Origin of the sequence: Caballeronia cordobensis (genome assembly GCF_001544575.2) — a bacterium.
GTDB lineage: Bacteria > Pseudomonadota > Gammaproteobacteria > Burkholderiales > Burkholderiaceae > Caballeronia > Caballeronia cordobensis.
The window spans coordinates 41,546-61,321 of record NZ_FCNY02000004.1 but is presented as its reverse complement, the minus strand read 5'-3'; the positions used below and the strand labels follow the sequence as shown (position 1 = coordinate 61,321).

Annotated in this window: 12 protein-coding genes; 6 read left to right on the top strand and 6 right to left on the bottom strand. The window is 67.9% G+C overall.

Annotated elements, in window-relative coordinates:
- The 3 genes from AWB70_RS08990 to tssJ all read right to left on the bottom strand — a co-directional run bounded on the left by AWB70_RS08990 (position 1) and on the right by tssJ (position 3,329).
- Positions 1 to 1,308 carry a DotU family type VI secretion system protein gene (locus tag AWB70_RS08990; protein WP_053572011.1) on the bottom strand — a complete coding sequence of 436 codons (1,308 nt, stop codon included), beginning with the start codon at positions 1,306 to 1,308 and terminating at the stop codon, positions 1 to 3.
- A gap of 32 nt (positions 1,309 to 1,340) precedes the next feature.
- On the bottom strand, positions 1,341 to 2,687 hold the full coding sequence (tssK, locus tag AWB70_RS08985; protein ID WP_053572012.1) for a type VI secretion system baseplate subunit TssK: 1,347 nt from the start codon (positions 2,685 to 2,687) through the stop codon (positions 1,341 to 1,343).
- Between the two features lie 120 nt (positions 2,688 to 2,807).
- A complete protein-coding gene (gene tssJ / locus AWB70_RS08980) occupies positions 2,808 to 3,329 on the bottom strand; it encodes a type VI secretion system lipoprotein TssJ (protein ID WP_053572013.1) in 522 nt (173 codons plus the stop codon).
- A gap of 151 nt (positions 3,330 to 3,480) precedes the next feature.
- Between tssJ and AWB70_RS08975 the strand changes: the two genes are divergently transcribed.
- The 6 genes from AWB70_RS08975 (at position 3,481) to tssC (ending at position 17,771) form a co-directional block, all read left to right on the top strand.
- Positions 3,481 to 5,829 carry a CHAT domain-containing protein gene (locus AWB70_RS08975; RefSeq protein WP_235024179.1) on the top strand — a complete coding sequence of 783 codons (2,349 nt, stop codon included), beginning with the start codon at positions 3,481 to 3,483 and terminating at the stop codon, positions 5,827 to 5,829.
- 60 nt (positions 5,830 to 5,889) lie between these two features.
- Positions 5,890 to 7,641 (top strand): ShlB/FhaC/HecB family hemolysin secretion/activation protein, encoded by a 1,752-nt coding sequence (locus AWB70_RS08970; RefSeq protein WP_082378211.1) that lies wholly within the window; start codon positions 5,890 to 5,892, stop codon positions 7,639 to 7,641.
- 41 nt (positions 7,642 to 7,682) lie between these two features.
- Positions 7,683 to 14,594: a two-partner secretion domain-containing protein gene (locus AWB70_RS08965; protein WP_053572014.1), complete on the top strand. Its 6,912-nt coding sequence runs from the start codon at positions 7,683 to 7,685 to the stop codon at positions 14,592 to 14,594.
- Between the two features lie 12 nt (positions 14,595 to 14,606).
- Positions 14,607 to 15,617, top strand: a complete 1,011-nt coding sequence (tssA, locus tag AWB70_RS08960; protein ID WP_053572015.1) for a type VI secretion system protein TssA — start codon at positions 14,607 to 14,609, stop codon at positions 15,615 to 15,617.
- A 79-nt stretch (positions 15,618 to 15,696) separates the two neighbouring features.
- Positions 15,697 to 16,245, top strand: a complete 549-nt coding sequence (gene tssB, locus AWB70_RS08955) for a type VI secretion system contractile sheath small subunit (RefSeq protein WP_053572016.1) — start codon at positions 15,697 to 15,699, stop codon at positions 16,243 to 16,245.
- Between the two features lie 38 nt (positions 16,246 to 16,283).
- Positions 16,284 to 17,771: a type VI secretion system contractile sheath large subunit gene (gene tssC / locus AWB70_RS08950; protein ID WP_374730232.1), complete on the top strand. Its 1,488-nt coding sequence runs from the start codon at positions 16,284 to 16,286 to the stop codon at positions 17,769 to 17,771.
- 249 nt (positions 17,772 to 18,020) lie between these two features.
- On the opposite strand, the gene AWB70_RS38695 is transcribed toward tssC, so the two are convergent.
- The 3 genes from AWB70_RS38695 to AWB70_RS08935 are packed head-to-tail and all read right to left on the bottom strand — an operon-like array spanning position 18,021 to position 19,682.
- Positions 18,021 to 18,338, bottom strand: coding sequence for a hypothetical protein (locus tag AWB70_RS38695; RefSeq protein ID WP_159680197.1), 318 nt, complete (start codon positions 18,336 to 18,338; stop codon positions 18,021 to 18,023).
- Entirely contained in the window at positions 18,335 to 19,102 is a 768-nt protein-coding gene (locus AWB70_RS08940; protein WP_082378231.1) for a peptidoglycan recognition protein family protein, read from the bottom strand. Before AWB70_RS08940 ends, AWB70_RS38695 begins: the two co-directional genes overlap by 4 nt.
- Positions 19,103 to 19,112: 10 nt before the next feature.
- Positions 19,113 to 19,682 carry a PAAR domain-containing protein gene (locus tag AWB70_RS08935; RefSeq protein WP_075644323.1) on the bottom strand — a complete coding sequence of 190 codons (570 nt, stop codon included), beginning with the start codon at positions 19,680 to 19,682 and terminating at the stop codon, positions 19,113 to 19,115.
- Positions 19,683 to 19,776: the final 94 nt, after the last annotated feature.

The following is a 19,776-nucleotide window of genomic DNA, read 5'->3' as shown; positions in this document are numbered from 1 at the left end:
TCAGGGCCCCGGCTTCGCGAACAGCGTCACTTCGACGCGCCGGTTGCGCGCGCGTCCGGCGGGCGAATCGTTGGGCGCGACGGGGTCCGCATCGCCCTTGCCCTCGGCCTTCAGGCGCGCGGGCGGCACGCTCGCCCCGAGCAGGTCGCGCACGTTCGCGGCGCGCTCCTGCGACAGTTCCCAGTTCGACGGATAACGCGCCGAGCGGATCGGCCGGTCGTCCGTATGGCCCGTCACGAGCACGTTGCCCGGCACCGCCGCGAGCGCCGCGCCGATGCGCTCGATGAGCGGGCGCACCGGCGCCGCCACTTCCGCGCTGCCGGGCCTGAACACGTTGTCGCCGTGCAGCGTGACCACCGAGCGGTCCACGCGGTCATCGACGGCCAGTTGGCCATCGCGGATCTCCTGCGCGAGAAATTCGGCGAGACGGGGCTTCGCCGCCTGCGTGACGACGAGCGGCCGCTGCGCGCCCGCGCGGATCGAGGCGAGCGCATCGAAGGCTGGATCGGACAGGCGGCCGAGGCGGAAACTCATCGTCAGATAGGCCGCCGCGAGCACGAGCAGCGCGAACGCGCCGACCACCCACACCGGCAGCACGTCGGTCGTGCGCCGCCGCGTGGTCGGCACGCCTTCCCAGTGCGGCGACAACGCGCGCTCGTGCTCGCCGCGCTCCTTGCGGATCAGTTGATGAAGCCGCGCGCGGATCGCATCGAGCGCCTGTCTGCCCTGCGCCGCCACGCGATAGCGTCCCTCGAAGCCGAGCGCGAGCACCACGCTCGCCAGCTCCAGCAGATGCAGATGCCGGGCGGGCTGCTGCGCGAGGCGGGCGAGCAGCTGGAACACCTTCTCGCCGCCCCATGCCTCGTTATGAAACGTCACGAGCAGGCTCTGGCGCGCCCACACGCCCGCGCCCCACGGCGTGCCCGCGGCGGCTTCGTCGAGCATCGTGCAGACGATGTAGCGCGCCGCCGTCACCTGTTCCGCCGCGACGCCGTTGACGCGCGCCTGCGCCTCGAAGCGGCGCACGCCCGCCGCGAGCGAATCGCGCAGCGCGGCGGGATCATCGCAGGCGCTCATGGTGCGGATGCGCGGCGCAAGCTGCAACAGCGGCGCGCACGCGGCGACCAGCGGATTGACCGCGCCGCCCTGCGTGAACGCGGCATCGAAGGCATGCGCGCCCGCATCGGCGGCCGCGCCCGGCGTGAAGGGCCCTTGCGTGTTCCCGGTGCGGCGGCGCGCGCCGGGATTGGGCTTGATCATCGTCTGGTCGGATTCGAATCCGGCGAAGGGATCGTCGTCGTTGCTCATGGCGCTCGATGGTGTCGATGGCCTCGGTGGCCTCAGTGGCGGATAGCCCAGAACTCCAGCTCCAGCGCGGGAAACTCGCCGGCGATATACATCGCGAGGTTGCCGGTCTGCTCCAGCTCCTTCCATAGCTCGCCGCCGCGATCCAGTTCGAAGTACGAACAGCCCGCGTGAAACGGAATCTGGCGCGGCGCGACCGGCATCGCGCGCAGCCCGATGCCCGGCAGCGCGAGATTCACCAGATCGCGCAGCTTCTCGGCGGGCGCGACTTTCACCTGGGTCGGAAAGCGCGTGCGCAGCGCCTCGCCCGGCATCTGCGCGCTGGCGGCGAGCACGAAGCCCGCCGTGCGCACCAGATCGAGATCGTTGATGACGGCCACGCGCAGCCCCGGTTTTCGGATCTGCAATTCGATGGCGATGGCGTTCGGCTCCGGCACCTGCGCGAGCAACTGCCGCACGTCGCGCATGAGCGGCTCGAAGGAACTGGCCAGATCGTCGTGACGGTAGGGCGGATAGGCGAGCACGCGGCGGCGCTCGTCGAACGCGGCGAGATCGCCCGCGAGCGCGAGCGTCGTCTGATAGAGCCGCTCGGGATGCAGGAGCGGCACCGCCAGCAGATGCGCGAACTGCGGCTCGAAACGGTTCAGCGTTTGCAGCAGGAGAAAGTCGGCGATCTCGGCGACGCCGCCGCGCCCCGGATTGGCGATATGGCGCGCGAGCCGGTCCGCGTGCTGATGCAGCAGTCCCGCGATTTCCTGTGCGTAACCGGCAAGACGCGCATCGGCGAGGGCATGGAGCATCGGCGGGATATAGGCGGTGTCGAGCATCACGCGGTTGTCCGCGCGCCGCTCCAGCACGCGCGCGATGCCGATGGTCGCGAAGGCGTCGGTGGCGTCGCGCGCGAGCATGAGCCGCAGGTTCGGCGCGCCGACGCGAAGCTGCGCGACGCGGTCGCTGCTGGTGGTGACATCGGCGACGGAGGTGTCGGTGGTTCGGTAACGCAGCGCCCCAGCGCGGCCGTCTTCGGATGTGGCGTTATCGGGATCGGACTCCATGGCCCCCGCGCGCGCGAGCGGCAGCGCGAGCAGCACGGTTTCGTCGCGCGCGCCCGCGGGGATATCGAGCGGCGGCGGCGCGGGAGCGTCGTCGGGAAAGGAGAACGCGGTGCCGTCGGGCAGCACGCCGAACGCGGAGGCGAGCGCGACCTTGCCGAGCCCGAGCGCGATGTCGTCGAGCATCACGGACGCCCAGCCCCACGACCACGCCTGCGTCGCCCGCGCATGCGAGCGCACGAGATGCTCGAAGAAGCGGTCCTGCTGCTGGAAATGCTGTGGTTCGAGGAACAGCCCCTCGGACCAGATCATGCGCTGGTTCCAGGTCATGGTGGCTCGTGTCCGCTTGGGTGGTTTCGTCCGGTTAGCCCGCGCGCCGGGTTCGGCGCGCGCGTTTCGCCTCAAGAACGAACGAGCGGCGCGAATTTGCAAGGCGGCTTGCGGGCGGGGTCATTTTTTGGCGGCGCGCGACGGCGGCGGGCTCGCGCGCTGCGCGGCGATCGAGACATCGGCGGTGTCGATGCGCACGCTCATCACGGTCGTCTGGTTCGGCGGCACGGGCACGGCGGCGCGCCAGCGCGCGTGTTCGATGTCGCGGTAGGCCGCCACGACCGCGACGAACTTCGTGCCCGGCTGCGCCGTCTGCTCGACGCTTTGCTTCTCGCCGGGCTTGAGCAGGAATTCGTTCTTCGCGTTGAGATCCGCGCCGAGCGTCGCCTGGTCCTTGCCGTAGAGCGTGAAGAAGTCGGCGCTGTCGAAGGCGGCGGTCGCCTTCAGTTCGTACACGCGAACGAGCACGGGCGAGGGCCGGCCGCTGTGATCCGGATTCACTTTGTCGAGCGCGCTCACGTCGATGCGCACGATCGTCGGCGGGGGCGGAGGAGGCGGCGCGGATTTGCACGCCGCGACGGCGAGCGCGCCCGCTAAGACGACGAACGAAAGCACGCGCGACACTGGCTCGACTCTTCTCATGGCTCACCCCGGCACCGTCCCACACAGCAGCAGACGAACCGCGCCGCCGCGCTTTTCAAATCCGCGGCGGTGGTTCGTTTAGTCGTGGCACTGTTGCGGGCGCTCGCTGCCCTGGCCGGTGCGAAGCCTGGGTCCATCGAGGAGCGCATTCGTGATAGCGATCGAGCGGAACGCATCGGCTCATCAGGAGACCGATGCACATGCGCCCGCCAGCGGCGCCATCAGACGGACGTGCGCCGTGTTCGCCGTGCTCATCGTGCTCGCCGCGCTGGGCGCTTCGGCGTCCGATGCCCGCGCGCAGCAGGCCGCCATACACGATTCGGGATGCGCCCCGGATGCCGCGAGCATGCAACTCGCCTACAACGATCTGCGCGAACCCGGCATGCAGCTCGCGCAGGAAGCACCGGCCGCCGTCCCCGCGCGACGCGCGCAGCCGGTTCCGCCCGCGGCCGATACCGCGCAGAACGCGCCCATCACGAGCGCCGCGCGCGATGCCGAAGCCCGCGTGCGCGACGCCGAAACCATCGCGACGCTCTCGAAGGAAGGGCAGTTGCTGCTCGCGCGCGATCAGGTCAAGCTCGACGGCTACGCGTACTGCAGCATGTCGGTCGCGGCGGCGGAACGGGGCGACTTTCGCGAAAGCATCGAGGCGGCGTCGCGCGCCCTCGTCGTCGCGCAACGCACGGACAACGCGAACCTCGCCGCGCTGTCGCGCCGCGATCTGGCGATCGCCTACAGCTACGCGGGCGATCTCGACGACGCCGAGCGTTACGCGAAGGAAGCCATCGCCGCGGGCGCGAAGAGTCCTGATCAAGTGCTCGCGCCCGCTCACAAGGTGCTCGGCGATATCGCGGCGCGCCGCGGCGACGCCAGCGCCGCGCTCTCGGAATACCGCACGGCGCTGGAGACGGCGTCGCCGCGCTATCGGCCGCTCGTGCTGCTCTCGCTCACCAGCGCGCAGATCGCAAGCGGCGATCCGGCCGGCGCGCGCGCGACCTTCGAGCAGACGGCCGGCGTCGATGGCACCCTGCTCGCGCCGCTCAGAAAGCGCATCGAAGGCAATCTGCTGCTCGCCGAAAACCGGCCCGAGGCGGCGCTCGCCGCATTCGCCGCGAGCGCGGGCAAGGGCGGCTCCGACGCGAGCTACGACAACCTGTGGGCGCACGAAGGCATGGGCCGCGCGTATCTCGCGCTCGGCCAGCGCGCGAAGGCGCGCGAGGCGTGGCTTGCCGCGCTCGACGATTCCGAGTCGATCCGCGCGCGCTTTCGCAGCGAAGAGTTCAAGACCGGCCTCTTCTCCGACACGCAGACGGTGTTCGAGGAAACCATCGCGCTCGTCGTCGATGACGGCGACTACGCGCTGGCCTGGACGCTTTCCGAGCGCAGCCGCAGCCGCGCGCTGCTCGATGTCGTGCGCAACCGGCTCGACAAGAGCGTCGACGCAACGCAGCTCAACGGCCGCACGCTCTCGCTCGACGAGGTGCGGCGCGCGCTCGCGCCCGGCGAGGCGATCGTCGAATATCACGGCCTCGCCGATCGCCTGATCGCGTGGGTCGTGCGCGCCGACGGCATTCAGGGCTTCACGCTGCCGATCGCGCGGCGCGACATGACGCTCGCCGTGAGCGACTTCCGCGGCGCGATCACGCGCGGCCGGCCGCAGGCGATCGCCTACGGCGCGAAGCTCGATGCGCTGCTCATCGAGCCGCTTGGACTGCGTCCCGGCGAGCGGCTCATCATCGCGCCGAACGGGGCGCTGCACTACATGCCGTTCCAGGCGCTGAAGAACGGCCAGGGCTTTCTGATCCAGCGCCATGCGATCGCGCTCGCGCCCTCGGCGAGCGTGGCGGTGCAGCTCGTGCGGCGCGAGCAGAAGATCGCCAGCAATCTCGTCGCGTTCGGCAATCCGCGTATCGGGCCGGAGTACGAACTGCCCGCCGCCGAGGCCGAAGTCAGGGCGATCGGCCCGCTCTTCGCGAAAAGCGAGACGTTCCTGCAAAGCGATGTGACGCGCAAGACCTTCAGCGACAACGCGCCGGGCGGCCGCATCGTTCATGTGGCGACGCACGCGCAGGCCGACACCATCGATCCGCTGCATTCGCGCGTGCTGCTCGCGCCCGCCGCGCAGCCCGCCGACGGCCCCGACCCGATGCTCGCCGCCGACATCTACAACCTGCGCTTCGATTCGGTCGCGCTCGTCACGCTCTCGGCGTGCGAGACGGCGCTCGGACGCATCGCGCGCGGCGACGAAATCATGGGCTTCACGCGCGCGTTCTTCTACGCGGGCGCATCGGCGCTGCTCGTGTCGATGTGGCCGGTCGCCGACGAATCGACCGAACTCACGATGCGCACGTTCTACGGCGCGCTCACCCGGGGCGAGCAGGCGATCGACGCGATGCGCGACGCCCAGCTCGCCGTGCTCGCCAACAGCCGGTTTGCCCATCCGTTCTACTGGGCGCCCTTCGATCTGATGGGCAACTGGCGGCTGTCGGTCGCCCGTTGATCTTGTACCGCTCCCGCGCATCGCGCCGGTCCCGATGAGGATGTCGCCGTGAACCACGCCATGAAAACCGAACGCCTCGTCTTGCGGCCACGCGCGCGCGCTCTGCGCATCCGGTGTCTCGCGCGCGTGGCCGGCGCGGGCCTAGCCTGCGCGGGCGCGCTCACGGCGTGGGCGCAGCAGACGCCGCTGCCCGGCACGGCGCAGGTGCCGAGCGCCGGCACGCTGCTCAACGAGCAGCCGCGCCCGCCGGTCACGGCGCCGCCGCCCGATGGCGAAGCCGTGTTGCCCGTGCCGGTCGCGCCGCCGCCGCCCGCCGCGCCCGAAGGCAGGAAGTTCGTGCTGAGGCGCATCCAGCTTGCGGGCAACGACACCTTGCCCGCGGATACGCTGCTCGCGCCTGTTGCCGGCAGCATCGGTCAGGAAGTTTCGTTCAGCGATCTCGACGCCATCGCCGCGCGCATCGCGCAGGTGTATCGCGATCGCGGCTATCCGCTCGCGCAGGTCGTGATTCCGCCGCAGGACGTGACCGATGGCGACGTCACCTTCACGGTGCTGGAAGGCAAGATCGGGCGCGTGCGGCTGACCATCGCGCCGGGCGCGCCGATCAAGGAATCGCTCGTGCGCGCGCGGCTCGCCGCCATCGAGCCGGGGCGGCCGCTCAGGCAAGGCGAGCTCGAACGCACGATGCTGCTGCTCTCGGACTTGCCCGGCATCCGCGTGACCTCGGCGCTGGAGTCGGGCAGCGCGCCTGGCACCGTCGATCTGAACGTGAACGTGGAGGGCGTGCGCCGCTGGAACTTCGCGCTCTCCGCCGACGACTACGGCTCCGCGCCCGCCGGACAGTGGCGTCTGGGCGCGCTCGGGCGTCTGGCTTCGCCGTTCGGCATCGGCGACAACCTCGACGTCAATCTGCTCGCCGCCGAGCGCGCCGACACGCTGTACGGGCGCATCGGCTACGACGCGCCGGTCGATGCCAACGGCACGCGCGTGGGCCTTGCGTACTCGCATCTGTACTACTACCTCGGTCAGGATTTCGCGTCGCTGCAGGCGCACGGCAACGCGGATGTCGTGACGGCGTCGGTCTCGCGTCCGCTCATCCGCTCGCGCAGCCAGAACCTGCTCTTTCGCGGCGCATTGGAGTATCGCGCGCTCACCGACAAGATCGACAGCGTCGCGTTCGAGAATCCGCAAAAGCTCTATGTCGCGAGCGTCGGGCTGTCGTACGAAAGCCGCGACAGCTTTCTCGGCGGTGGCTTCAACAGCGCGGATGTGCAGCTTGCGTTCGCGCATCTGAACATCGATTCGGCGGCGGGGCAGGCCATCGATCAGGGTCCGGGCGGACGCAACACGGCGGGCAACAGCGTGCGCCTCGTCATGCAGGCCAACCGCCTCAACGCGATCACGCAGAAGACGAGCTTCTTTCTGGGTGTGTCGGGGCAATGGGCGAATCAGAACCTCGACAGCTCGTCGCGCTTCGCGCTCGGCGGGCCGAGAGCGGTGCGCGCGTATTCGCCCTCGGAGGCGATCGTCGACGAAGGGCTGGTCGGAACCGCCTCGTTGCGCTACGCCGTGATACCGACGCTGACGCTCTCCGCGTTCTTCGATATCGGCGTGGGGCGCTACAACGCCCGGCCGGTGCCCGGACAGGGCGCCAACACGGTGACGCGCAGCGGAGCGGGGCTCGGGCTCTTCTGGAACGGCCCGTACGGCATCTCCGTGGACGCCAGCGTCGCATGGCGCACGACCCGCGCCGACAGCACCGGCGACGACAAGGTGCCGCGCGTGTATGTGCAGGTCTCCAAATCGTTCTAGCCGTTCAACGCCGCATCGAAGCAGTCAGACAGGAGTTCAAGATGAGCGACAACCACTGCCTTCGGACCCGCAGGGATCGCCGGGAATGGGAGCGCGCGGTGCGGCGTCTCGCGAGGCGCGCCGCGCGCCACGCGGGCATCGATCTCACGCCGGCCGCGCTTTTGCCGTTGATCGCGCTCGTCGTTGCGCCGGGCGCGTTCGCGCTGCCGGTGGGCGGACAGGTCGTCAACGGCGACGTGAGCATCAGCACGCCCGCGCCGAACGCAATGGCGATCACGCAAGGCTCGCAGAAGGGCATCGTCAACTGGAACGGCTTTTCCATCGGCGCGAACGAGACGGTGAACATCTCGCAGCCCTCGGCGCAGGCGGTGCTCCTCAACCGCGTGACGGGCGGCGACGCGAGCACGATCGCCGGCCAGCTCAACGCCAACGGCAAGGTCTTCCTGGTCAACCCCGCGGGCGTGCTGTTCGCGCGCGGCGCGTCGGTGAACGTCGGCTCGATCGTCGCCTCGACGCTCGGCATTTCGGACAGCGATTTTCTGGCGGGCAAGTATCGCTTCGTCGGCGCGCCGGACGGGCGCGGGCGCGTCGTCAACAACGGTTCGATCACGGCGGGCGAGCGCGGCACGGTCGCGCTGCTCGGCGCGCAGGTGGACAACGGCGGCACGGTGAGCGCGAAGCTCGGCACGGTTGCGCTGGGCGCGGGCAGCGACATCACGCTCGATTTCGCGGGCGACGGCCTCACGATGCTCAAGGTCGACGGCGCGGCGGCCCAGGCGCTCGCGAGCAATTCGGGCGTGCTCGCGGCCGACGGCGGCCAGGTGCTGATGTCGGTGCAGACCGCCGACGCGCTGGCCGCGACGGTGCTGAACCAGACGGGCACGGTGCGGGCGCGCAGCGTGACGGAGCGCAACGGGCGTATCGTGCTGGACGGCGGCGCAGTGGGCGTGACCGACGTGTCGGGCGGCATCGACGCGACGGGCGGCGCGGGATCGAAGGGCGGGGCCATCGACATCACGGGCTATCAGGTCGCCGTGACGGGCAACGCGCGCATCGACGCGAGCGGTTCGGCGGGCGGCGGGCGCGTGCGCGTGGGCGGCGGCGCGGCGGGCAAGGAGACCGACATCCATAACGCCGATGCGGTGTGGATGGGCCCGGGGGCCGCGGCGCGCGCCGATGCGATCGACAGTGGCGATGGCGGCCATGTCGTCGTGTATGGCGAGAACGCGGCGCGCGTGTACGGGACGCTCACGGCGAAGGGCGGCGCGGCGGCGGGCAATGGCGGGCTGATCGAAACGTCGGCGCGTTTTATCGATGTCGCCGGCGCGCACATCGATGCGTCCGCGCCGCACGGGGCGGGCGGCACATGGCTGCTGGACCCGTACGACGTCGATATCGTGGCGGACACTTCGGCGCGCGACTTCGGCACGTCGTCGGATGCGACGGGCGTCACCTTCCGGCCCGTGTCGCCCACGCAGAGCCCGAGCCAGCTTGCGGTCGGCCAGATCACCGGCCAGCTCGACGACGGCGTCTCGGTGACGGTGAACACCGGCACGGGCGGTTCGGAGTCCGGCACGATCCGCGTGCGCACCGACATCATGAAAAGCGGCGACCGGGACGCCGCGCTCACGCTGAACGCGGCGGGCTCGATCCATCTCGATAGCTACACCGTGCCGAGCGGCGAGTTCCCGATCCGTGTCACGCCGCAGATCGGCGTGACGAAGGGGCCGGGCAATGGCGGCAAGCTCGACGTCAATCTCAATGCGAACGTGAACGGCACGAATCCGTCCGCGCTCGTGACGATGGACGGCATGCTGGTCGATGGCGTGCCGACGCATCCGGGCATCGCGACCAACGGCGGCAAGCTGACGATCAACGGCGCGGCGTCGCCCGGCAACGCGGCGGGCGTGCAGCTCACCTACGCCAACATCGACACGACGTCCGCCGCGACGGACGGCGGCACGGGCGGCGACGTCATCGTGCGCGGGACCGCGCCGAGCGGCCCCGGCGTGAGCCTCGAAGACACGTCGATCACGACGGCGACGGGCGCGATCACCATCGAAGGGCATGGCGGCGTGCAGTATGTCGCGCCGGATGTTTCGGGCTACGACTACGTGGACGCCACGGGAAGCGGCGTCGTGCTCACGGGCGGGCGTCTTTCCACGACGCGCGGCGCGATCGGCGTGACGGGCTTCGGCGCGACCGGCGGCCCAGAGACGCTCGACGGCCGCGCGGGCCGCTTTCAGGGCGACGGCGTCGCGCTCTCGGGCGGCGCTTTGGTCGAATCGACGAGCGGGGCGGTCAGCATCCGGGGCACAGCGGCGAAGGGCAAGGACGCGCAGGTTCTGGTGCAGGGCGACGGCGTGAACGTCGCTGGCTCGACGATCCGCACAGGCGGCGCGCTCGATCTGAACGGCGTGGGCGCGACGGCCGATGAAAGCCGCGGCAGGGTGAGCGGCGCGGGCGTCGCGATCGCCGGTTCCACGCTCACGGCGGGCGGCGCGATGACGATCGATGGCACCGGCGCGGCGGCCGTGCAGACCATCAGCGGTGTCGTTGGCGACGGCGTTTCGATCACGGGCGAATCGAGCGTTGGCTCGACCGGCGGCGGCATCACCCTTCGCGGCACGGGGGCGAGCAGCACGACGAAGACGCTCACGGACCGCGGCGCGATTCAGGGCGACGGCGTGCTCATCGACGGCCCATCGATCAGTTCGGCGGGCGCGCTCGCGATCACGGGAACGGGCGCGTCGGCGCGCAACGAGCAACCGTCGGACGGCGGCACGGGCATTTCCGCCTCCGGCAACGGCGTGTCGATTCGCAATGCAACGATCACCGCGGGCGCGTTCAGCGTCGATGGAACGGCGGCATCGACGAGCGGCGCGCGAACGGCCACGGCGGGACCGGTCGTGTCCGGCGTCGGCGACGGCGCGCAAATCGTCAATACCACGATCGACTCGGCGGGCGCCCTGCGCATCAAAGGGACGGGCGCGCAGGCGAGCGGCCAGCAGGCGAGCGTCGCGGGCGCGGGCGTCTATGTCGCGGCATCGGCACTCACGTCGAGCGGCGGCGACGTCACGCTGGACGGCACGGGCGCGGCCGGGCTGAACCGCTTCGTCGCCGGTTCCGGCGTGGACACGCTTCATTTCGGCGGCACGTATGTCAGCGCGTCGGACATCGGCGCGACGGTGGGCAACGTGTCGGTCTTCGGCGTCGCGCCGGATGCGAGCGTTGCCGCGGGCGGCGTCGTCGTGAACGGTATGGACCGCGACCGGAATCGGGGCATCCACGCCAACGGCGATGTGCGGATTTACGGCATCGGCAATGTGTATAGCGGCGTGACGCTGTTCGGTCTGGGCGCGACCGTGCCCGCCTCGGCGAGCGTGCGCGGCACGGTCAGTTCGGCAGCCGGTTCCGTCGATATTCGCGGCGCGACCAATGCGCAATCCAATACGCTCTACCACGGCATCTCGCTCGGCTCGGTGAACCTGCAGGCGGACGGCGCGGGCCAGACGGTCTCGCTCACCGGCTCGACGCCAGTGGACGCCAACGCGATCGGCTTCGCCAACACGAACATCTCGGCGGGCTTGCGAGGCGTGATCGTCGTGCGCGCGGACAATGCGGGCGGCGATTTCACGGTGTTCGACGACCAGAACACCTCGTTCTACTCGCCTTCGGGCACGGTCGTGTTCGTGCCGGGCAAGGTCGGGCCCGGCTTCGAGATCGTCGACGACCCCGCGCGGCCCATCAACGTGTGGGGCGGCAGCGGCGGCTTCACGGTCGGACCGTCGATCCTCGGCGCGGTCTCGTCGAGCATCGATACGATCGTGATCGGCTCGTCGAGCCATACCGGGCAAATCACGGTGAACGCATGCAGCGGCGCGCGCTGCCAGGCGCCGGCGCAAACGGTGCGCAACAACCTCACGCTTCAGAACGAAGGCGCGGGCAGCGGCGGCATTTCCCTGGCCGCGGGCCTTTCCGTGCAGACGGCGCAAAACGGCGCATATGTGCCCGGCACGCTCACGCTCGCGTCGGCGGGACAGGTGAGGCAGGCGGCGCAAGCCACGCAAGCCATCACGGCCGGTCTCGTGACCCTCAGCGGACCCGGCGCCGTCACGCTCACGAACGCGGCCAACGTGTTTTCCGCGCTGGCGCTCGTGAACAGCGGCAACGTCGCCGTCACGCGCGCGGGCAATTTCAGCATCGTCGGCAACTATGGGGCGACGCCCGTCACGTTCGCCTCCTTCGATACGGCGACGCGCACCGTGACGCGCATCGGATCGGGCGGGCTCGTCACGCCCGGCGGCAACGTGACCGCAACCGCGCTGGCGGGACCGGGCGGTACGGGCGTCATCACGCTGAGCGATCCGCTCGTCAAGACGTCGGCGGGCGCCGCGACGCTCACGCTCAACGCGGCGGACACGGTTTCCATCGCCAATAACATCACGTCTTCCGGCGGCCCGCTCGATGTCAGGGCCGATGCCGGCACGCGCGTCCTCGTGTACGGCGAGCGCGGCGACGGTCCGCCTGCGCGCATCCGCATCGCCACCAACGGCGGCAGCGTCGCGCTGGGCACGCAGGGCGGGGCCTACGATGTGGTCCAGTCGGCGGATATCGATACGCGGAGGGGCGGGGCGGCGGGCGGCGATGTGACGATCCACGGCGTCGCGCCTTCGGCGCCGTACGAGGGCCTCGCGCGGTACGCGGTGGACCTGAACGACGTGAAGATCGACTCGGGAACGGGCGCGATCGAAGTGGACGGGCGCGGCGCGAACGGGTCGAACTACGGCGGCGGCGTGGTGCTGCGCAACGCGGGCAATCCCGCTTCGGTGCAGCCCGGCGCGACGCGGCTCACATCGAACGCCGCCGATGACGCCAATGGCGGCGCGATCCGCATTCGTGGCGCGGCGAACTCGGGCAGCGGCGTCGCGATGCTGGACGGCGCGGCGCTCCAGGCCCCGAACGGCACGGTCGATGTGCGCGGCAGCGCCACCGGCGCGAACGCGGCGGCGTACGGCGTGCGGCTGGATTCGGCGTCGGCTTCGGGCCGGGCGGTCGCGGTGACGGGCATGGGTGGCGCGGGCGGCGCGGGCGGCGTGTCGCTGCAGGCGGCGCGGCTCACGGCCGCGGGCGGCGCGCTGCGCGTCTATGGCGGCGGGCGCGGCGCGGGCGCATACGGCGTGGCGCTGCTCGACGGTTCGTCGCTCAGCAGCGCGGGCGGCCCGATCGACATTCGCGGCAGCCTCACGGGCGTCGCCGCGGGCGCGACTTCGCCGTCCTACGGGGTGCTGCTGCTCAACGGTTCGATCAACGCGAGCGCGCCGTCCGGCACCGTCTCGATTGCCGGTTCGACCTCCACCGCCGATGCCGGCATCGCGTACGGCGCGGTGCCGCTGCCCGCCAATGCCGGGCTCGTCGCCGGGCCGTTCTCGATCACCACGGGCGCGGGCGGCGTCGTCTCACTGCGCGCGTCCAACGACGGCACCGCGACCAGTCTGCTCGGCCGCAGCGGCGCGGGCTCGATCGGCGCGCCGGGCGGCACGCTCGCCATCGCGCCGGGATCGGTCGCGTCATCGGACTTCGGCGTCACCGCGCAGAACGGCACGCCGATCACGCTGTTCGGCACGAACGTGACGCCGGGCCTCTCGATCGACGACGCGACGTACCGCACCTTGTCGACGCAGACGAACACGCTCGTCCTCGGCTCGCCGACGCAAACGGGGCGCATCACGGTCGAAGGCGCGTGCGCGGGCGGCGCGAACTGCGCGGCGCGTCCCGCCGTCGCGACGAATCTGACGCTGCAAAACCCCGGCAGCGGCAGCCAGGGCATCGACCTGCCATCCGGCATCGCGCTACCCGCCAACGCCACGCTCGCGCTCGACACGGCGGGCGCGGCGACCGACCCGGGCGGCATCCAGGCCCAAACGCTCTTGCTCGCGGGCGACGGCGTCTTCACGCTGCTCGATGCGAACCAGGTCGATACGCTCGTCCTCGCCGGCGCGCGCACGGTGAATTTCAGGAACGCGGGCAGCTTCACGATCGGCACGGGCAGCGCGAACGGCATCGATGCGGCGACTGGCGCCGTCGTGCCGGTCGGCGGTCAGCAGGGCACGGTAACGGGCGATCTCGCGGCGATTTCCGACAACGGCAAGATCACGCTCGGCACGCAAGACACGCCGATGCATCTGCAGGCGGGCGGCAGCATCGACCTCGTGATGCAGAGCGCGCAGTTCGACAACCCGTTCGGCGGCACGCTGAGCGCGGGCGGCGCGTGGCGCGTGTGGGCCTCGACATGGCGGCAGGAGAACCGCAACGGCATCGCGCCCGGCGGCCCGATGCCGAATTTCTACGGCTGCAGGTACAGCAGCGGGTGCAGCTGGACCGACCGGCCTTCACGCGATGTCGTATCGGGCAACGGCAATCACTTCGTCTACGCAGAGCGGCCGACGCTCGATGTCGTCATCGGCGATCAGCAGCGTTCCGCGGGCGCGGACAACGCTCCGTTCTCCGTCTCCGTCGACGGAATGCGAACGGGCGACCTGCGGGACAACGTGCTCACCGGCGCGCCGCGTTCCGATGCCGACCGCAACTCGTCGCCCGGCACGTATGGCATCAACGGCGCGTATGCGTCGCCGGTGGGCTATGTCGTGAACGTGAAGCCGGGCACGCTCACGGTGCAGCCTGTGGATCCGCCGCCCACGCCGCTGGAGGGCGCGGTGTTCAACCGCACCGGCCTGCAGCCGCTTTTCACCGCGCAGGAACAGAGCTTTGTCTACGAGAGCAACCTCGGCGGCGTGAATGTCTGTGTGGGCACGAGCGAGCCAATCCTCGCCATGCAGCAGTCCGAAGGACCGGCCGATTCGCTCGCGTCCGAATGGAAACGCGTGCGCTCGCGGCCGAACCTGAACAACTGTCTCGTCGTGAACGGCCAGCACGGCTGCGGCGAATTCTGACAAGGAACCACGATGATCGACGTCGAACCCCTGCTCGCGCCGACCGAGACGATGCCGCCTGCGGGCATCGATCTCGAATACGACCCGGCGTTTCTCGCGCTCGATGCGCTCGCGCGCGGCAATCCCGAGCGCCAGTTCGAAGCGCTCGCCGAGCCGACCGCCTGGCCGGACGTGCTGGAAGCGTCGCAGGCGCTGCTCGCGAAGTCGAAGGATCTGCGCATCGGCGTGGTCTATGCGCGGGCGGCCTCGCGCGTGCACGGGCTCGCGGGTTTCCATGCGGGCTTGCGCCTTCTGACCGGGCTGTTCGAGCGCTACTGGGACACCCTCTATCCGCCGCTCGATGCCGACGACGACAACGATCCCGCGCTGCGCGTCAACGCGCTCGCGCCGCTCGCCGATGCGTACACGCCCTTCGCCGAAAGCGAAACGCTGCTGCACGATTTGCGGGAGTCCGAAGTGTGCCGCGCGCGCGGCGAACGGCTGACCGTGCGCGATATGCTCGTCGCGCAGGGAAGGCTGGCGGCGGCACAAGGCGAGAGCGCGGCGACGCCCGCGCGCGTCGAAGGCATGCTCGCCGACGCGCTCGCGCGGGATCGCGACACGCTCGCCGAAGGCCTCGATCTGCCGCGCGCCGTGCAGGCGCTCTCCGATGCGCTGACCGGCCGGCTCGGCGCGGAACGCGCGCCGCTGCTCGCGGACATGCTGGGCACGGCGCGTCTCGTGGCCGCGCAGATGCACGCGGCGGCGCCTCAGGCGGAGCCCCAAACCGAGACCGCGCCGCAAGCGGGCGTCGAAAGACGCATGACCGCGCGCCCCGGCGAGATCGCCACGCGTGAGGACGCCGTTGCGCTGCTCGATTCGGTTTGCGCGTTCCTGGAGCGCACCGAGCCCGCGCATCCCGCGCCGCTTTTGATTCGCCGGGCGCGCGGGCTGATGGGCAAGGACTTTCTCTCCGTGATGCGCGATCTCGCGCCCGGCAGCCTCGACCAGATTCATTTGATCGCGGGGACGAAGCCGGAGTGACGGATTCGATGCCGCTTTCAATCCCCGGCCGGCTGAATCGTCCTCCAGACGTGGTTCACGCTCACGCGAAGGAGACCTCATGGCAACCAGCAGTCAGAAATTCATCGGCCGCAATCGCGCGCCGCGCGTTCAGATCGAATACGACGTCGAAACCTACGGCAGCGAGAAGAAGGTCCAGCTTCCGTTCGTGATGGGCGTCATGGCCGATCTTTCCGGCAAGCCCGCCGAGCCGCTGCCGCCCGTCGACCAGCGCAAATTCCAGGAGATCGACATCGACAACTTCGACAGCCGCATGAAGGCGATGCACCCGCGCGTCGCGTTCCAGGTGCCGAACAGGCTGACCGGCGAGGGCAATCTGAGCGTCGATATCACCTTCGACAACATGAGCGACTTCTCGCCCGCCGCCGTCGCGCGCAAGGTCGATGCGCTCGGCAAGCTGCTCGAAGCGCGCACCCAGCTCGCCAATCTCGTCATCTTCATGGACGGGAAGACGGGCGCGGAAGAATTGATCGCGCGCGTGCTCGACGATCCCGCGCTGCTCAAGACGCTCGCTTCCGCCGCGCCGGCCGCGAACGATGCCACCGCCGCCGATCCCGCCGCCGATGCCGCCGCAAAGCCCGCCGAATGAGTCCCGAAAGGAAAACGACCATGTCCGACGTTTCTCAAATGACTGAAGCGAAACCCGACCTGCAGGGCGCGACGCTCGAAGGCAGCGATCTCGAATCGCTGCTGAACCGGGAGTTCCGCCCGAAGAGCGACGAGGCGAAGTCCGCCGTGCAAATGGCGGTGCAGACGCTCGCGCAACAGGCGCTCTCGCAGACGCAGATCATCTCCGGCGACGCGATCCGCTCGATCCAGTCGATGATTGCCGAAATCGACAAGAAGCTCACCGATCAGGTGAACGAGGTGATCCATCACGCCGACTTCCAGAAGCTGGAAGGCTCATGGCGAGGGCTGCACTATCTGATCAACAACACCGAAACCGACGAGATGCTCAAGATTCGCGTGATGAATATCTCGAAGAAGGAACTCGGCAAGACGCTCAAGCGCTTCAAGGGCGTCGCGTGGGACCAGAGCCCGCTCTTCAAGCAGATTTACGAGCACGAATACGGGCAGCTCGGCGGCGAGCCGATCGGCGCGCTGTGCGGCGACTTCTACTTCAATCAGTCGCCGCCCGATGTCGAACTGCTCGGCGAGATGTCGAAGATCGCGGCGGCGGCGCACGCGCCGTTCATCGCCGCGGCCGATCCGAGCCTGTTGCAGATGGACTCGTGGCAGGAGCTTGCCAATCCGCGCGATCTCACGAAGATATTCGGCACGCCGGAGTATGCGAGCTGGCGTTCGCTGCGCGCCTCGGAAGACGCGCGCTACATCGGCCTTGCGATGCCGCGCTTTCTGGCGCGCGTGCCGTACGGCGCGCGCACCGAGCCCGTCGACGAATTCGATTTCGAGGAAGACACCAACTCCGCCGATCACACCAAGTACACCTGGGCCAACTCGGCCTACGCGATGGCCGTAAACATCACCCGCTCGTTCAAGCTGTATAGCTGGTGCTCGCGCATTCGCGGCGTGGAGTCGGGCGGCGCGGTGGAGGGCTTACCCGTGCACAGCTTTCCGACCGATGACGGCGGCGTGGACATGAAGTGCCCGACGGAAATCGCCATTTCGGACCGGCGCGAAGCCGAACTCGCGAAGAACGGCTTCATGCCGCTGATTCATCGCAAGAACTCGGATTTTGCGGCGTTCATCGGCGCGCAGTCATTGCAGAAGCCGTTCGAATACGAAGACCCCGACGCCACCGCGAATGCCGCGCTCGCCGCGCGCCTGCCGTATCTGTTCGCGTGCAACCGCTTCGCGCATTATCTGAAGTGCATCGTGCGCGACAAGGTCGGCAGCTTCAAGGAACGCGCCGACATGGAAACCTGGCTCAACAAGTGGATCACTCAATATGTGGACGGCGATCCGGCCAATTCCTCCGAGCACACCAAGGCGCAGAAGCCGCTCGCCGCCGCGGAGGTGAAGGTGCAGGAAGTGCCGGGCGCGCCGGGCTATTACACGTCGCAGTTTTTCCTGCGCCCGCATTATCAGCTTGAAGGGCTTACCGTGTCGTTGCGGCTGGTTTCGCGGTTGCCGTCGGCGAAGCAGGCGGCTTGAGGGCCGCCATTCATGCGATGGGCATGGGCGCATGGTCACGTCACGGCGAATCCTGTTTCTGTTGTCGATCACTTCCTGCCGAAGCAGACGGGCAAGAAGGAACATCAACCCGCGATGCCTGGGCGTGACGTGCCCGCCTTAGTTAAGAAGCATGTTGCGGAGTTCAAGCAAGGCGAAGCGACGCGCATCGCCTTGCTATTCCAGATTCTGACGACGGCGCGCAGTGGCGAAAGTGCGTGGCGTCTCCGGCTATTGAACTTCCCGAATGGCCTGCTTCCTGCAACTTTCCAGTGACTTCTCGTCGCCATCCGTCATCCCATACGCATACTTGCAAAAATCGGAAAGCTCTTTTCGGACGGCAGGCGATAGTTCATTCGTAGGCAAAGGATTTCCCTCGTTCGCAAATGGATTGACGAACTCTCTTCGTAGCGTCAGCCGCCTTTTTAAGAAATAGACAAGGTTATCCTCATGATCGATATAGGAATGATAATATCCAACGCTTAGCCAAAATCCGAGTGCGGACAAAACAATCATCAAGGAAGCAGCAGCGGATTTTTTCCCCTTCATTGCAAACTGCCCCCAGGTTTGGATAGCGACAGTTCTGAGCGTAGTATTTTGACAATATCCATTCCCAAATTTCCGGGACATGCTCGCCCCTTATTTGTTGCGAGTCGCTGATATTCGCGATGCCCACCTAGTCCTTTAATATTAAAAAAATCTGTGAGCACACTACACAACGTTCTGCATGCTCTGATCTGTTCCAGAGTTGGCTTGTCATGCCACAAAACAGCCTGATCTGTGAGGATTCCGCGAAGATTCTTAATTTTGTCAACGAATGACAAGGAGCTATATTCTTCTTGATAGGCCTCACCTGCTTGCACAAGGTCCGCCAGAAAGACGATCCCAATCTCACCCGTATTGTCGCCAGCAACGTGTTCGCCGGTGAACCTGATATCGCGGCCCTCATATATTTCGCCGTGGCATGAAATGGCGTAGTGATATCCTGCATCCTCGAAAGGCGGGTTTCGATCCATATCCTCCGCCTGCACGCGTTGCATTTCTTCAATGGACGGCGCACCACAGGAATAGCTACGGCCAGCGTGATGCAAAACGATATCCCTGTAATCCCAATGACTCTCCATTAAGGCTCCTCTCGGCGGTTTTGCATGCCATTCCGATCGCTCGATCAGCCTGTAGCCTTTTCTTGATAGCGCATTAATAATCGCCTTTCGAGTCGCCGCCCGATTGTTCACAGATATAAATATCGCCTCATCTTTGGTACTTCCTGCCGCCGAACAATTCGAAGTCCAATGTTCGATCTTGTAATCCATGGTCATATGCTCAAACACCTCGTCCCGGATTGAGTTGACGTTTGGGTGACGAGAAAGAGACGTGGACATCGATCGTACTCACGCCATCCGTTTCGATCTTTGCGTAGCCGTTTGCGTCCGTCTTGCCGAATTGTTCGACGCCAGCTACGCGCGCAACATAACGCTGATTACGCAGCGGCTCACCGGTAACGCTGTCCTGCACATAAAACCAACTTGTATGCTTGACTTCGCTGCCAGCGTGTTTGGTCGGCGCTGCAATTGGAGCGCCGCCGCCCGTTGATGCGCGCGTTCCTTCTCCTTTCCCGTCCCTTATCAAGAAGTCGGGATGCCCCGAAAGCACGCGATTCTGCCCGCACGGACAAAGTACGCGATCCATATGCCTGACGAGAGGTAACCCTTCATCAAGGATCGTTTCGGCGGTGCCCAATATCGGAAAACTACCTTCACAGTCGCCACAGGTGGCAATGTCGTTGCGACGTGAGAGCGTTTGCCCATTCTCTGCAAAGAACGTCGAAGAACCGCCTAGAACTCGGCCTCGCGTGGTCGTCCAATCACCTTTCCCTACCAACCTGTCTGTCATGCAGCCCTCGCCGTTCTGTCGATAGCGAGGATGGTTGATTCGTTATACTTGCTTTTTGGCATCTACTCTGGCTCCTGTATGGAAACGCTCACTG

Coding starts and splice junctions, on each gene's coding strand:
- tssJ (WP_053572013.1), bottom strand. CDS start 3,329: ATGAGAAGAGTCGAGCCAGTGTCGCGCGTGCTTTCGTTCGTCGTCTTA.
- AWB70_RS08970 (WP_082378211.1), top strand. CDS start 5,890: ATGAAAACCGAACGCCTCGTCTTGCGGCCACGCGCGCGCGCTCTGCGC.
- AWB70_RS38695 (WP_159680197.1), bottom strand. CDS start 18,338: ATGAAGGGGAAAAAATCCGCTGCTGCTTCCTTGATGATTGTTTTGTCC.
- AWB70_RS08935 (WP_075644323.1), bottom strand. CDS start 19,682: ATGACAGACAGGTTGGTAGGGAAAGGTGATTGGACGACCACGCGAGGC.
- tssK (WP_053572012.1), bottom strand. CDS start 2,687: ATGACCTGGAACCAGCGCATGATCTGGTCCGAGGGGCTGTTCCTCGAA.
- tssC (WP_374730232.1), top strand. CDS start 16,284: ATGACTGAAGCGAAACCCGACCTGCAGGGCGCGACGCTCGAAGGCAGC.
- tssA (WP_053572015.1), top strand. CDS start 14,607: ATGATCGACGTCGAACCCCTGCTCGCGCCGACCGAGACGATGCCGCCT.
- AWB70_RS08940 (WP_082378231.1), bottom strand. CDS start 19,102: ATGGATTACAAGATCGAACATTGGACTTCGAATTGTTCGGCGGCAGGA.
- AWB70_RS08965 (WP_053572014.1), top strand. CDS start 7,683: ATGAGCGACAACCACTGCCTTCGGACCCGCAGGGATCGCCGGGAATGG.
- AWB70_RS08990 (WP_053572011.1), bottom strand. CDS start 1,308: ATGAGCAACGACGACGATCCCTTCGCCGGATTCGAATCCGACCAGACG.
- tssB (WP_053572016.1), top strand. CDS start 15,697: ATGGCAACCAGCAGTCAGAAATTCATCGGCCGCAATCGCGCGCCGCGC.